Annotated in this window: 11 protein-coding genes; all 11 read right to left on the reverse strand. The window is 57.2% G+C overall.

The window, feature by feature from the left end; translation table 11 throughout:
- Nucleotides 1–3 precede the first annotated feature (3 nt).
- Nucleotides 4–567, reverse strand: a complete 564-nt coding sequence (locus JSS75_11175) for a phosphatase PAP2 family protein (protein MBS1904256.1) — start codon at nucleotides 565–567, stop codon at nucleotides 4–6.
- Nucleotides 557–2,284 carry an apolipoprotein N-acyltransferase gene (gene lnt / locus JSS75_11180; protein ID MBS1904257.1) on the reverse strand — a complete coding sequence of 576 codons (1,728 nt, stop codon included), beginning with the start codon at nucleotides 2,282–2,284 and terminating at the stop codon, nucleotides 557–559. Before lnt ends, JSS75_11175 begins: the two co-directional genes overlap by 11 nt.
- A gap of 33 nt (nucleotides 2,285–2,317) precedes the next feature.
- Nucleotides 2,318–3,556, reverse strand: a complete 1,239-nt coding sequence (locus tag JSS75_11185) for an ABC transporter permease (protein ID MBS1904258.1) — start codon at nucleotides 3,554–3,556, stop codon at nucleotides 2,318–2,320.
- Nucleotides 3,553–4,797: an ABC transporter permease gene (locus tag JSS75_11190; GenBank protein ID MBS1904259.1), complete on the reverse strand. Its 1,245-nt coding sequence runs from the start codon at nucleotides 4,795–4,797 to the stop codon at nucleotides 3,553–3,555. The genes JSS75_11185 and JSS75_11190 overlap by 4 nt, the downstream gene beginning before the upstream one ends.
- Nucleotides 4,794–5,504, reverse strand: a complete 711-nt coding sequence (locus JSS75_11195; GenBank protein MBS1904260.1) for an ABC transporter ATP-binding protein — start codon at nucleotides 5,502–5,504, stop codon at nucleotides 4,794–4,796. Before JSS75_11195 ends, JSS75_11190 begins: the two co-directional genes overlap by 4 nt.
- Before the next feature lie 4 nt (nucleotides 5,505–5,508).
- Nucleotides 5,509–6,870, reverse strand: a complete 1,362-nt coding sequence (locus JSS75_11200; GenBank protein MBS1904261.1) for an efflux RND transporter periplasmic adaptor subunit — start codon at nucleotides 6,868–6,870, stop codon at nucleotides 5,509–5,511.
- Between the two features lie 33 nt (nucleotides 6,871–6,903).
- Complete coding sequence (locus tag JSS75_11205; protein MBS1904262.1) at nucleotides 6,904–8,262, reverse strand: TolC family protein; 1,359 nt, start codon at nucleotides 8,260–8,262, stop codon at nucleotides 6,904–6,906.
- A 240-nt stretch (nucleotides 8,263–8,502) separates the two neighbouring features.
- Entirely contained in the window at nucleotides 8,503–10,170 is a 1,668-nt protein-coding gene (locus tag JSS75_11210) for a T9SS type A sorting domain-containing protein (GenBank protein ID MBS1904263.1), read from the reverse strand.
- Nucleotides 10,167–10,727 carry an RNA polymerase sigma factor gene (locus JSS75_11215; GenBank protein MBS1904264.1) on the reverse strand — a complete coding sequence of 187 codons (561 nt, stop codon included), beginning with the start codon at nucleotides 10,725–10,727 and terminating at the stop codon, nucleotides 10,167–10,169. Before JSS75_11215 ends, JSS75_11210 begins: the two co-directional genes overlap by 4 nt.
- Nucleotides 10,728–10,840: 113 nt before the next feature.
- Nucleotides 10,841–13,441, reverse strand: a complete 2,601-nt coding sequence (locus JSS75_11220; GenBank protein ID MBS1904265.1) for a hypothetical protein — start codon at nucleotides 13,439–13,441, stop codon at nucleotides 10,841–10,843.
- Nucleotides 13,442–13,626: 185 nt separating this feature from the next.
- Complete coding sequence (purT, locus tag JSS75_11225; GenBank protein ID MBS1904266.1) at nucleotides 13,627–14,799, reverse strand: formate-dependent phosphoribosylglycinamide formyltransferase; 1,173 nt, start codon at nucleotides 14,797–14,799, stop codon at nucleotides 13,627–13,629.
- Nucleotides 14,800–14,985 lie beyond the last annotated feature (186 nt).

Consider the following 14,985-nt stretch of genomic DNA (forward strand, 5'->3'; position numbering starts at 1 on the left):
CAATCATCGGCCCGAAAGCCTACGCTCGAGCACCCGATGAAGTTTCGCCCACAAATACCCGGTCAGCGCACCGAGCGCCATGCCGCCGAGGACGTCAGAGGGGTAATGCACTCCCAGATACATGCGTGTGATGCAGATCACCGTCGCCGGCACGAACAACCAGTATAGCCATTTCTTTCGTGGGAAGATCAGAATAAAAAACACCACACCCGCGAAATTATTGAGCGCATGTGAGGACGGAAAACTATCGCCATAACGCGGGCCGTCCGGCAACCGAATATCCTCGACCACCCGTTTCCCTGCAGCGATTTCCGCACATGGCCGCTGTCGTGCGACAAGCGGTTTGACGGCGACGTTCGTCACCGTGTTCGCGACGGCGATCAACAGAATCGTGCTCACGACAAGACGTACACCTTCCCACCGACGATAGTATACAACAAGCACCGCAGAGAGCACGTAGATCGGCGCCCAGAACTTCACGCCGGTAAGCGCGATCATCACCGGATCGAGCCATTCGGCCGAGCAGGTGTGATTGAAGAAATACAGGATAGCGAGGTCAGGATTCACGTCTGTTCTTGTGCGAGGCAAATCGCATACCAACGAGTAGGACGATCATCGCTGCGAGCGCCCACTCGCACGGCACGGCGATGTAATCGCCGAGTTGCGTATAGAGTGTTTGCTGACCGTCGAGAAGGATGCGCCGCGTGATCGACGTACTCGTAAACAACGGCCGATCTTCGAGGATATGTCCCTTGTCGTCGATCACCGACGAAATGCCGGTATTCGCCGACCGAATCACCCAACGCCGGTTTTCAACCGCGCGCAAGATTGCATAGCGATTATGCTGATACGGACCGGAGCTCTTGCCATACCACCCGTCATTGGTAATAATGCCGATCACTTCCGCTCCGTTTGCAACGAACTTCCTCACATACGACGGATACACCGACTCATAACAGATCATCGTACAGAGCTTCGCAGTGTCCGGCGCCGTTCGGCCGGCACGAGAAAGCGGGAGCCTGAGCACATCGTAGCCCTCGCCGCTATTCCAACTACCGAGCCCCACCCCCCACTGAAACCAGTCGCCGAGGATCGGAAACCAATCGACGAATGGGACATGCTCGCCGAACGGGACGAGTTTTTGTTTATGGTACCGTTCGTAGGTAGGCCGTCCGTCGAGTCCGATATAAAACAGCATCGAGGAATTCCAGTCGCGATAGAACAGCATGGGATCCTTCGACTTCTTCGCGTCTCGGGGAATCGCGTCGACACCGTTGATATATTCTTCACGATCCGGAATACCGGTCAGCACCGCCGCGCCGATCGAACTGACAAATCCGTACACATTCGAGAGTTGGTTCTGCGTCCACTTAAGTGTCACCGGATATGTGATGGCCGTCTCGGGCCAGAGCACGAGATCGGGTTTCTCGGTGCCGGCCGCCCGGATCGCCGTACGCGTGGAGCGAAACATCGAATCGGTCACGGCCTCGATACCCGTCGACCATTTGTCCCATGGATTGATGTTCGGCTGTACGATCGTGACGGTGATCGATCGCTGAGTTGTGTTATCGATGGGTAACGAGCCTTCCGCGAGCACCATCAGTCCATACGAATACGGCAGAACGATGAGCATCACGATCGCCGCAACGATCCACTTTCGCACGCCTCCCCGGAATCCCGATACTTTCAGCGCTTCGCCGACAGGCGGCGAGACGAACTGGCGCTGTCGGAGCAAGAGATACACGAGGATGTTCACGAGCAGGATTACCAGCGAGAGACCGTAGCTGCCGGTGAACTCGATGAATTGAATGAATGCCGTATTGTAAGTCTGTGTATTATAGAGCGATAGCCATGGGAAGGAGAGGTCGCCGGTCGAATGCCAATATTCGAACCCGATCCAGATCACCGGCAATGCAACCAGCGCAGCGATACGGCCGAACCGACGACGAAACGCATCGTACACCAGCACCGGGACGACGAGAAAGATCGGGTGTACGAGCGCAAGCGCGACACCGCCGATCATCAAAAACGGATCCACCGACCCTTCGCCCCGCCAGCCGCCGACCCAATACGTCGCGATGAGCGACGCAACGAACATCATGAGATAGCCGATGCTAAACGCATCGCGCAAGCGCTTCGTATCCTCGAGCGCGATGAGCATCGGCACGAGCGCAACGAAGGCTCCGAACCCTGCGACAAGCCCGAAGGGGGGAAATGCGAGTGCGAACAGCAGTCCTGCAAGGATCGCCAGACCGCGTGTTCGCCAACGTGAAGATTGAGACATCGGCTACAAATCTACGAGCCGAGGACGGTGCGATTATTCAAACCGCAGTGCATCGATGGGATCCATCCGCGCTGCTTTCATGGCTGGGTACAAGCCGAAGATGACTCCGACAAGCGAACAGACCACAAGCCCGATCCCGACCCACAGATACGGGATATATACCGGCGTATGCTGGACCAGTGCGAGGATGTTCCCGAGGCCGATACCGAGGATGATCCCGATGAAGCCGCCAATGAGGCAGAGCACGACCGATTCGGTCAGAAACTGTGCGGTGATACTGGCGCGACGGGCGCCGAGCGCTTTGCGAATGCCGATCTCTTTGGTGCGCTCGGTCACGGAGACGAGCATGATGTTCATGATACCGATCGAAGCGGCGATCAGCGCAATCGCGCTGATACCCGCGCCGGCATAGACGATATACTTCGAGAAGTCCTCGAATTGCAGGCTCAGGCTCGTATTGCTCTCGACCTCGAAATCGTTTTCGGCGCCGGGCTTCACGCCGCGTGCCGCGCGCATACTGCCGATCACTTCATCCTGCGTCGCTTCGAAGAGTTCGTCGCTCGGCGCACGAACGGTCATCGTCAGCGAAGCCAGATCTCGATCCGCATGATATTTCAGCATGTTCGTGATCGGGATCAGCGCGAAGTTGTCGAGCGATGCGCCACCACCGCCGCCTTTTTGCGCAAACACGCCGATTACCTCGTAGGGCCGATTGTTGAGCTTGACCGTGCGGCCGATCGGATGTTCGCCATGCGTGAACACTCGCTCATAGAGATCCTTAGCAAGCACACAGACATCGCGGCCGTACTCGACGTCTTCTTTGGTGAGCATGCGCCCCTCGGTCAGCTCGAAGTTGTGGTTCAGCGCGAAGTTGTCGTCGCTGCCGGTGAGGCTGAACTGGGGGTCGCTCTTGATGTTGCCGTACGAAATCGTCAGCGGCGCGATCGTATTCTCCGCGCTGATCGCTTCCGGCAGCTTCGTGAACGAACGCACGAACTTCACCTGATCGTAGGTGATCTTTTTGCGATGGACGTATTTGAGCCAGTCCATGCCGCCGGTCTGAATGGAGGGAAACTTCTTGATCGTGAACGTCTCGCTCCCGAGCTGCGAGAGCTCGCTCTTGACGCCGTTGGTCAGGATGCCGAGCGCCGTCATCGAACCGATGATCGACAGGATCCCTACGACGATCGACAGCATCGTCAGAGTCGCGCGAAGCTTGTTCGAGCGAAGCGACGACAACGCCATCTTGATATTTTCGCCAAGCAGGTTCATTCGTAGCGTAATGCGTCAACCGGATCGAGACGAGACGCCTTGAGTGCCGGAGCGATTCCGAAAACAATACCCGTAAGGAATGACAGCGTCAGTCCGACAAGCGCATAGAAGATCGGGAAGCCGATGTGCAAATCCGAATCGGATAGCAAAAGATTGTTGGTCAGCAGTGTGACCGGGAATGCGAGCATGATGGCCACGATCCCGGCGAAGAGCGAGAGCATCGCAGCCTCAAAGAGGAATTGCGCGATGAGCGAACGGCGTGTCGCGCCGATCGCTTTTCGAATGCCGATCTCGCGGGTACGCTCTTTGACGGAGACATACATGATGTTCATAATCCCGATGCCGCCGACAAGTAACGACAATCCGGTGATCGTGAAACCCACGAACCCGAGCAGGCGAGAAATGTTATCGATCGCCTGATTGAACTGGTCCTGATTATTGATGCCGAAATTAAGGTTGTCGCCGGGCTTGATCTTCCGAACCTGACGCATGACGAACTCCAGTTCGTCGCGCGTGTCTTCTTTATGCTGGACCGATGCGGCTTTCACACCAATCGTGACGCTCTGGTGTTTCTCGCCGAACGCCGTCTGCAACGTGCGAAACGGCATCACGACGTTATTATCGACCGTAAAAAATGCAAACAGACCGCCGACACGCTTCGCAACGCCGATCACCTGCAACGGGTATCCGCTCAGTCGGATTGTCTGGCCGAGCGGCGATTGGTTCGGGAACAGCTTATTGGCGATCTCGTAGCCGATCACGCACACCGGTCGTGCACTCGTGAGCTCGGAGGCGGTAAAGAAACGACCGTATTCGATGACCGTGGATTCCGTCGAGAGATAGCCTTCGTCAACACCTTGTGCATTGATAAACTGCACGCTGCGATTCTTGAACCGGGCCTCTTGCCCCCACTTACTCGCCGAAAGACTAAAGGCGCTCGCCGTCGTCATTCGTTGCTTGAGCGTGTTAAGATACTCCTCGCGAATCTCCGGGCGATTGCGCATCAGTCGCCAATCGCCGCCGCCCCAATTCCATTTGTCAACGTAATAGACATCGGTCTTCATACTGCTCGCCGTTTGGCGAAACAGCGAGTCCATGCCGTTGAGGAACGCGCCCATCAGAGTGACCGTAAAGATCCCGATGATAATGCCGAGCATCGTCAGGACCGAACGCAGCGGGTTCGCTCGAACGGCTTGTCCGGCGATCGCAAGGCTCTCTTTCGTGTCCTGAAAAAATTTCAAGAATGCTCCTGACTCGGTGTATCTGACTCGACTTTGCCGTCGCGAATACGAACGATGCGATGTGCATGGCGGGCGATCTCTTCTTCGTGCGTGACGAGAATGATCGTATTGCCTTTGGCATGCAATTCGCCGAAAAACCGCATGATATCCTCGCCGGTCTTCGAATCGAGGTTACCCGTCGGTTCGTCGGCAAGCAGGATCGACGGTCGCGTGACGAGTGCGCGGGCAATGGCGACACGTTGACGCTGACCGCCGGACATCTCGTTCGGCTTATGCCCGACCCGGTCGCCAAGGCCGACCATCTCCAGCGCTTCGTACGCACGCTCTAAGCGCTCGCTCTTCTTGATGCCGGCATACACGAGCGGCAGCTCGACATTATGAAGCGCATCCGATCGCGGCAGCAAATTGAACGTCTGGAAAACGAAGCCGATCTCGCGGTTGCGAATCTCGGCAAGCTCATTATCGTCGAGCCCCGCGACGTTCGCGCCGTTGAAGTAATAATTACCCGACGACGGCGTGTCCAGACAGCCGATGATATTCATGAGCGTCGACTTTCCCGAACCGGACGGTCCCATGATGGCGACGTATTCGTTGCGCCGGACCGGGATCGTCACGCCTCGCAGCGCGAAGACCTGTTCCGAGCCCATATCGTAGACCCGGTAGATGTCTTCGAGATAAATAACCGAGTCGGTGATGGGATTGCTCATGTCGTTATTTCTTAGAGTCTTTCGAACTGCCGGCGCCCTCGGTGTTATCGATCTTGATCAGTTTCCCGTCTTCAAGATCCTTCGATACCGCCGCGTAATTTCCCTTAACCACTTCTTCGTTGCCGCTGAGGCCCGAAAGGATTTCGACATACGAGTTATCCGAAATACCCGTCTTGACCTGCACCGCTTTCACCTTCGTACCGTTGACGACGAATACGATCGTCGGCGTTGCGTTTTGGTCTTCTTGATCGGTACCCGGCTTTTTTGCTTTGCCGACTTCGGCGACCTGCTCGGTCTTGTCGTCGGTTTTCGTCGTCTCTTTGGCGCGACGGGTGACGGACATGATCGGGACGGTCAGCACATTGCTGCGAGTCTGCGTTTCGATCTTCGCGGTGCAGCTCATACCGGGACGAAGCTCGCCCGTTTGGAACGACGACAAGCGGATCTTCACCTGAAAGTTCGTGGATTGGTCCTGTGTGCCGGCGCCTTTGAGTTCTGCGCTGTTGGCAATTTCGATCACGATGCCAAGGAACGTCCGGTCGGGGAATGCGTCGATGCTCACGCGAGCCGTATCGCCGAGCGCGACGTTGACCACATCGTTCTCATCGACATCGACCATTGCGTTCATGACCGATAGATCGCTGACATCCATCATTTCCGTGCCGCTCGAGAACTGTCCCGTACCGACGACTTTTTCGCCGAGACGCGAGATCAACTGGGTGATGTATCCGTCCATCGGTGAACGCACGATCGTTTTACGCAAGCTTTCACCGAGCTGCGTGAGCGAATTCGAGTAGTAGCCGACGTTATGCTGCGCAGAATTGAACGAGGCGATAGCCGCATCGGCCTGGGATTGCGCCTGTTCGAGATCGGCATCGGATGCGATGCCCTGCTCGTGCAGCTTCTTCGTGCGCTTGAGGTTCAGCTCCGCGTTGATCTTCGTCGCTTTGGCCTGTTCGACCTGCGACTTCGAGGCTTCGAGCTGTGCTTCGCCGGCATCGTATTGCGCTTTGATGGCCGTCGGCTTGATTTCCGAGAGCATCTCGTCCTTCTTTACCTGCTGGCCTTCTTTGACGGGCAGTTGGATGATTTCACCGGATACTTCCGGCGAAATCTTGACGGATGTTTCCGGCTGAACCTTGCCGGTCGCTTGCACGACCTCGGTGATCGTACGCTTGGTCGCCCGCTCGGTCTGGACCGTAATCGCCTTTTCCTTGCTCCCACGAACGACAGCAAGAATGATAATCACAAGCAGCAAGGCGCCCAGCCCGATCCAGATCAGGCGATTACGCTTCTTGCGTTTCTTCATTTTCTGGACTACCGCCTGAGTGGTCGGCGAACCCGGAGTTGGTGTGCGTTGATCCATGATGATGCTGTCGATACTATGCAGGGTAAAGTCTTAGTAGTTCGTGCGGCCAAGCAGGTATTCGAGCTGCTTGGCAGCGAGCAGGTAGTTATATACTGCGTTGATTCGGTTGACGCGCGCTGTCTGCGCCTGCGCTTCGGCAATGATCACGTCCACCTGAATGCCTGCGCCGACGCGGGCACGTTCGGTCGCCGAACGCAAGCTCTCTTCGGCGGCGACCAGTGCACGATCGCTTGCATCGAGCGCTTGTTGGGCCGAACGAAGATTGTTTTCGGCCTTCGCAATGTCGCTTCGGAACTGCTGTTCGGCCTGGTCGAGCTGCACTTTGCTCTCGTCGAGCTGCGTCCGCTGAATGTCGAGCTGAATGCGAGTCTGCATGCGGTCGAAGATCGGCACGCTGAGTGTCAGCCCGCCCGTGAGCGCATGGCTTAGCGGGATGTTCGAAATGTTCGTGTTCGTCCCGCTTCCGCCGATCCCGATATTCGCATTGAGCGATGGCAACAGCGCCGAGCGAGTGACGGAAATTCCTTCTTCCTGCGATTGAATGTTCGCGCGTTGTGCGGCGAGATCCTCGCGATGATTCAATAGATCGGCGAGCATCGTCGGGTCCGACTTGAGTTGGTTGGCGCGCGATGCGATGCCCGTCACCGATGTATCGACACCCTTGAGGCTCAGATCGTAATCGGCATGATTGCTCGGCGGAATATCGAGCAGGAACAGCAGATCGGTCACGGCATTATCGTAGTTGTTCTGCGACTGAATGCGCTGCAACTCGTCCTGACCGACGACTGCCTGCTGCTGGTAGACCGAGTTGATCGCAACGGCGCCGGCCTCGAACTGTGCCTGCACGCGCACGAGTTGCGCGCTATCTTGCGAGTAGGTCGTTTGTGCGCTGCGCAGCAATTCACGCGTCCGCAGCGCATTCATATATGCCGCGATCGTATTATAGGCCACGCTCTGGCGCGTCCATTTCAGGTTATAGCGTGCGGCATCGAGTTGGCTTTCGCTCGAACTGATACTTGCCGCATCGAATCCACCGTTGTAAATATTGAACGACGCACCGACGTTATACGACAGCGTGTGGGTTGCATCGGGGACCGCCGTCGTTGTGGTGATCGGCGTCGCAAAGTAATCGGTCGTGGTGACGGAGGTCAGCCCTTTATGATAGCCATAGCTCGCGGTGCCGTTTGCCGACGGCAGCAACGCGTCGCCCGCTTTCGAGCGTCCGTACTGCGCCTGTTCGAGCTGGAGGATCGCCTGCCGCGACGAATAGTTTTTTTCGAGCGCCAACTTGATAGCGTCGTCCAGGGTAATCTCGCGAGAACCCGAAAATTGCTGCCCGAACGCGTTCAGAGCAAAAAGGGTCAGGATGGTAGTAACTGTCAGTTTCATCACGGGCTTCCTACGGCACGGGCCGGTACTCGTTTCAACGAATTATGATCAAAGATATTGTAGCGTGGGGGATCCTGAAGCCATGCCCACGCTCCGAAGGCATGGGTGGACTGCCAGAGGGTGTATAACGTGCGAGCACCCATAAATGAATTCCCAGAAGCCCGATAGCAACAGCGAATCCCCGGCAACCCAAAAACCGGGCAGCCGGGGATACAAAACGGCGGTTTGAGGCCGGATTCGTTAGGGGTGCTTGATGATGATGCGTCGTGTTCGCTGTCGGCCATCCCCGGTCTCGACGACGAGGAGGTACATTCCCGTCGGCAATGACGACACGTCGAACTGGACCTTGCCGTTCACGGAGCCTGTCGCGCCCGCTTCGACCGCCGGCAATGCCTCTCTGCCGAGAAGATCTCGAAGGCTGATCGTTACCGGCTGGTTCTTGGTCAGCGAGTAGCTGGCAAACAGATACATGAACGCCGGGTTCGGATAGGCCACAAGACCCGAGATCGACTCTTGTTCCGCCAGCCGGACGTCCGAGGTTTGCACCGACCCAAGTTCAGGCACCGCCTGCGCCAACGATGTTTGCGGTGCATACCAAAAGATCAGGCCGTCGTCATACTTCGAGTCCAGCAACCTGCCATGTTCCTTTCGTACCAGGATCGGGACCAACGAGTTAATCTGCGCGAAGCGAGCTTCATCGGCCTTGTGCTGGAGCAGGTACTCACGATACTCCAAAGGCCGACGAATCTGTTCGAGCCGGAGCTTCAGCGTATCGCTGAGCGTCGGGTCGGAGATGAGCGCTCGGATACAGTCTTCCTGCGCCTGCAGTTGCTCTAGTTCTGTATGTTTGGAGCGCGCAGCAGCATCGAGTTTCGCGGCGATCATCCAATCTGTCGGGCTCTGAAGGGCACGTGTCGCCGGGATCGGAGCCCCGAACCGTGCGCGGAGGCCATCTTCTCCCCCATACGAGGCTTTCAACGTGGAGTCTTTCACGGTCAGTCGAGCGACGATCGCATTCGTGATCTGACGAAGCGTGTTGCGGTCGTCAGGATACGGATAGCGCACGATGGTATCGAGAGTGACGATCCCAACGGTCACCCGATATTTTTCGACCAGTGTCGGCGGATTCGTCGAGCTGTCGATCACTCCGTCCGTGCCCATCGACGACATCGTTCGATAGTAGCTCAACTTCGGCATCACGCTGGGAATGCCCGCCGGCAGTGTTTGTGATGACATCTGTCCGCCGTTCGCACTGCTATGTTCGGCGATCATCAGGAGGTTACCTTTCATATCGGTCACGAACTGCGGGTACAGCGTAAACGGAGGAAGTACTGCGGGCACCGGTTCACCTACGCGAATCTCGCCACTTGCCGGGATCGAATCCGTCGCGAACGCAGTCCGGTAGGTTGCGCCGTCGAACAAGAGCACGGCTCCGTCGGATCGGCGGGTGATTCCGAGCGCCTCCAGTGTCTTGTCCGAGACCTCGATCGGTGTTGCATACCGGATGTCTGCGCGGTCGAACGGGATGAAGTGCATGGTGTCTGCCGGTTTCGCGACCGCGTCGCCGCGCTCGGGGAGCACAGTCGGTTTCGTTGTCGATGCTGTCGCATCAGTCTGACCGAACAACGCTGACGGCGATGTAGCGTTCTGTATGGATTTCGGTGCAATCCCGGAGCCAAGTTGGAGCCCAAGATACACGAGCCCACTCGCAATAAGCACGATAATACTGGATGTCATGATGCGTGTTCCTTTCGGTTGATTGTTGGTTGATAGTGTCGAACCAACCGGAGAGACCGGGACGGCTTCGCGAGAAATGAGACCGGCGAGTTCGTTCTCGTGCGGCTCGGGCGCATCGTCACGAAGAGCAGCGAAGAGGGTATCGAGTTGCGAATTTGAACTGTAACTCATAATCGTTCTCCTTTCTCACTATGCAGAAGCGCTTCGGCTTCTTGGCGGATACCGAGCAGCGATCTAAGCTGTTCACGTCCGCGCGAAATTCGCATCTTTACTGCCGAGAGGCTTACGTGTTGCATTCCTGCAATCTGTTCCATTGGAACGCCGGCGACCTCAAAGAGCGTAACCGCTTCACGCATCGGCTCGGGCAGTTTCCAGAGCGCCTCCTGCAGGAGCGCGATCTCCGCCGACTGATCCGGCGCGATACCGCCTGCGACCTGCTCGGCGCCGGAGCCATCGAGCCCCGAGAAGCGCCTGCCCCGCTCGCGTTCCCGCACCGCCAGCCGCGAGGCTGTCGTGAACAGATACGCGAGCAGTGCCTGCTCGTCACGAATCCCATCGAAGTTGCGCCAGGCAGCAAGAATTGCATCGCTTGCCAGATCGCGTGCCGATTCACGGTCATGCGTCATCGCACGAGTAAACCGGAGCAACCGTCCGTGCAGCGGCTCCACAAGAGCGGTAAACCGCTCCTGTTTTGCCACATGCTCAGAGTCCGTGTTGGTTCGATTCATGATTCGCGCGAATACAGTGGGTAGGTACAGGAAGCGCCGAAAAAGTCACACAGCACGCACAAAAAAGACGCACGGGTGTGCGTCTTTCGATGAATCTCAATTGTCCGATACTACTACCGCACGACTTCGATCTTCGTGAAGCCGGTCGAGTGTTGTGTTGAAACGATCGCGGTATAGAACCCGCTCGGGACCTCGGCGCCTGCGTCGGTGGTGGCGTCCCACGCGACGGCACCTTCGCCACTCGGGGCACTCAGCGGAATATGACGGACAACTCGTCCGGTAAGATCGTAGATCCGCAGCGAACCTGTCGTTTGATCGCCGAGCGAGAATCGTAGTTGTGTCACGGATGACGTGATGCTCGGGACCGCATTGAGCTGCAGCGACGATATATGCTCTGCTTGCGAAATCACGCCGGAAGAAGCTGCACCGACGCTATCGACGGCAATATCCCATATCCCGCGGCCATACGTGCCAAAACGAATTGTGTTCGAATGCGGGACACGCTCGACGCTCCAGAAGAGCATATCCGGTGCGGTTTGTCCGTAGATGGCAGCGAGGTCATACCAACGTTTTGCCGCCGTGCTATATAAGTACGGACCGATCTCCGTCGCAGCAAACAGATATCGCTCGTCGTTCGAAGCGACCATACCGTAGATGAGGGTCTTCGGCAGCGCGGAGTCGATCGCCGTCCAGGTCTTGCCGTTATCGTTCGAGACGAATGCCCCAGGATTGGAATACCCACTGCCCGCAACCCACAATGTATTCTTGTCGAACCGCGATGGGATGATCGTCGAGCCATAGAAATAGTGTCCGCCGGGCAAAGAGTTGGTATCGGATTTCGACCAGGTCTTGCCCGCATTCGTCGAGTTGAAGTAATACCCGTTATTGGTGAGTACATACCAGCGCATCGTATCGAGCGGCGAGATGGCAATCGCCGATATTTGCGTCGAGCCGCCGATCGAGAAATCGTATGGCAGCATGGTGGGTTGCAGCACGGTCCCATTATCGACGAGCCGCCAGAGCATCGATGCGTTCGAACCCGATGTCGAATCGCCGCATGCGACAAGACAGTGAGTGCTCTTGCCCGGTATCGCGCACAACGGCGGTATCCAGAGTTTATTCGAGCCGATGAACGACCAGTCGCGGTGACCGCCGGACGTACGCGCATCGAAATAGCGGATGACGAATCCCGGATAGTCACCCCAGACGGATGTGCCGGAATCGCTGCTGACGATGTGTCCGTAATCGCCGCTAATGACCTGGTTCATGTTCAGAATACCAAGCTTGCTGTCGTTGCCGCGCTGCCAGCCCTGATCCTGCGCGCCTGCATTGATGACATACGGTGGCACCGAGGTGTAGGTACTGTAATACTGGCTCGTGCGGATGCCGCTAAGTGTGAGGTTCGAAACGCTCTCCATTCTATCGTGGGAGATAAATGTACCACCGTCGGTCGAAAAGAGCGTGAGCTCATTGCCGACAGGATCGCGGATCACGTCGATGCCGTCGATGTCGGCATGGAGTTGCCCCGCGACATCGCCGTAGTACTCCCACCATTGATGCGGCACGTCGAACTTGGCGCTCGTATCGCTCGGCACGTTGACGTTCACATTCCCGAGATAGCACTTGAACGGCAGCGACGTTGACACGCGAAAACTATTCGCCGAGAACGCGCCGCCATCGACGTATCCTTTATACGACCAGGTCTTGAAATTGCCGTTCGACGCATAGATCTGGCACGTATTGTTCGTGATGGCGCAAATACCGATCATCGGCTTGCCGCCAATCACTGCGCCGTCGAGCAACACGCCCCCTGCTTTACCGATCGTGTCGTTCGTAAACTGGTTCACGAACGCGAGTGTAGAATCGTTGGCGATATAAAAGAGCGAATCCTGCTTGATGAAGAACGCACGCGAGGTCGTATCGCGCGATTGCCACACATCGATCTGGTCGCTCGATACCGGCCAATTCCCGATCTTCTTGAAGGTCGCGCCCTGATCGGTCGAACGATAGAGAAATGAAACGGCGCGCCAGTTCGCTGAGTAATCCCACTCGTTACCGACGAGGCAGATCGTATCCTCGTTCGCGCTCACCGTAGCGCGCTTGATGCCGCCCCAACTCTTCGGGCCATCAAGCCCCGTCGCGCTCTGCCACGTCTTTCCGCCGTCGTCGCTGTAGCGGACCGTCACCGGACCGTTGCAAGCAGCGATGATGCGCTTGCCTGTTGACGTATGCAGAATGCGGAGCATCCGGATGTCACCGAAGCGGTGATCGTCGTTGAGGATCATCCAGACGCTGTCGCCACGTTTTGCTCTCCAGATATTCCCCATCGAGGAGGCAACGTAGATCGAGTCGGTGTCGAAGTCAATATCGGCGGTATGCGTGCGGCCACAGACGTTGTTGCTGCCGCGTTCGCTCCAGGCACCGACGAGTCTGCCGCCGGCGAACGTATCGAGCGTGGTTGCGAGCGGACGCATGCCAAGCTGCGATCGGCGCTCGAACAACTGCTCGAACTTCGTTTCGCGCATCGCCGCATCGATGGCATCGATATTCAGTCCTGGCTCAGCTCGATGCATCTGGCGCATCCATGCTTCGCGGGCACGTTGGTACGATTCGTCCTCCGTGCGTCCGAGCTCGGGGATGAGAGTCGTTTGGCGGGTTTGCGCTGTCGCGAGCGTGGCGAACAGCAATGACACAACAAGTACGGTATATTTCACGCGCATAAAGGGAATCAGGCTATACAAAAGCCTGAACGGGGGATCTTAGTTCGCGCTCACCCGAAGCAATAGCGGCTCAGTGCTGACTGTATTAGTACCGTCATGCTGAACACATTCGCTGTGCTCAGAATGACGGCTGGGCAAACCGTAAAACCGAAGTCGCTATGCAGGGGTACCGGGCACCGTTACCGCACGATCACCTTCACCAAATCCGCCGCTTGTCTTGCGCGCGCGCGGAGTTCATCCGTATTCGTACCGGGTGTGTCGAATGCAAGTGCGACTGCCATGCGGCGGTATTTGCGTGTCGTCGGTTTTCCGAATACACGAACGTCCACCTTCGACATTGCGAGCGCATCTTCGACACCGGAATACTCCGGGCGGTTCTGCGACTCTGCATCCGCCAACACGACAGCACTCGCACCCGCTCGTTCGAGGGTGATCTCTGGGATCGGAAACCCAAGCACGGCACGGCAATGCAGTTCGAACTCCGAGAGATTCTGCGTCCCGCCGAGCGTCACCATCCCAGTGTCATGCGGACGGGGCGAAAGCTCGGAGAAATAGACCGTGTCCTTCCCCAAGAAGAACTCCACACCCCAAATGCCAAAGCCCGTAAGCGCCTGCGTGACTTTCGCCGCCATATCCTGCGCTTCACGAAGCTGTGCGTCGCTAATCGCCGCGGGCTGCCAGCTTTCCTGATAATCGCCGCGTTCCTGGCGGTGACCGATCGGCGGACAAAAGAGCGTCTTTCCGTTCTTTTGCGTGACGGTGAGTAGCGTGATCTCCGATTCAAACTTGATGAATTCTTCGACGATCACTTCGATCAGGTCGCCGCGGCCCTTCGTCGTTGCATACTCCCATGCGTGATCGACGTCGGCCGCCGTCTTGACGGTGGACTGTCCTTTCCCACTTGAGGACATCAGCGGCTTGACCACACACGGAATGCCGATCTCGGCAATGGCCGCATCGAACTCCTCGCGCGTCTTCGCGTAGGCGTACTTCGCCGTGCGAAGGCCAAGCTCCTTCGCGGCGAGATCGCGAATCGCCTTGCGGTTCATCGTGAAGTTCGCCGCACGCGCGCTCGGCACGACCTGCACGCCCTGCTTCTCGTAGTCGTAGAAGCGTTCGGTGCGGATGGCTTCGATCTCGGGGACGATGATGTCGGGCTGGTGCTTTGCGACGACGCGGTCGAGCGCGGCACCGTCGAGCATATCGATCACCTCGCGCTCGTCAGCCACCTGCTGCGCGGGTGCATCGTTGTACGAATCGACCGCAACGACGTACTGCCCAAGCCGCTTTGCGGCGATTACGAATTCTTTGCCGAGTTCACCGGAGCCGAGGAGAAGTATTTTCTTTGTCATACGATTGAAGAGAATCGCTACGGATCTGTATTCCAGCTTGGTAGTATTCGCAGTGTCATTCTGAGCAACGCGAAGAATCCCTTCGTCGGAGCCTCAGAGGGTTTCATCAAGGGATTCTTCGGTCGCCGTTCGGCGACCTCAGAATGACGGCAGCGTAACATGTTCCGATTGAGCCGCTACCCTTTT

The sequence above is a fragment of the Bacteroidota bacterium genome (genome assembly GCA_018266755.1).
In the GTDB taxonomy this organism is placed as follows: domain Bacteria; phylum Bacteroidota; class Ignavibacteria; order Palsa-1295; family Palsa-1295; genus JAFDZW01.

Excerpts from the sequence above, each read along its gene's own strand:
- JSS75_11210 (MBS1904263.1), bottom strand. The coding sequence starts at position 10,170 with ATGAGTTACAGTTCAAATTCGCAACTCGATACCCTCTTCGCTGCTCTT.
- JSS75_11200 (MBS1904261.1), bottom strand. The coding sequence starts at position 6,870 with ATGGATCAACGCACACCAACTCCGGGTTCGCCGACCACTCAGGCGGTA.
- JSS75_11185 (MBS1904258.1), bottom strand. The coding sequence starts at position 3,556 with ATGAACCTGCTTGGCGAAAATATCAAGATGGCGTTGTCGTCGCTTCGC.
- JSS75_11215 (MBS1904264.1), bottom strand. The coding sequence starts at position 10,727 with ATGAATCGAACCAACACGGACTCTGAGCATGTGGCAAAACAGGAGCGG.
- JSS75_11195 (MBS1904260.1), bottom strand. The coding sequence starts at position 5,504 with ATGAGCAATCCCATCACCGACTCGGTTATTTATCTCGAAGACATCTAC.
- purT (MBS1904266.1), bottom strand. The coding sequence starts at position 14,799 with ATGACAAAGAAAATACTTCTCCTCGGCTCCGGTGAACTCGGCAAAGAA.
- JSS75_11205 (MBS1904262.1), bottom strand. The coding sequence starts at position 8,262 with ATGAAACTGACAGTTACTACCATCCTGACCCTTTTTGCTCTGAACGCG.
- lnt (MBS1904257.1), bottom strand. The coding sequence starts at position 2,284 with ATGTCTCAATCTTCACGTTGGCGAACACGCGGTCTGGCGATCCTTGCA.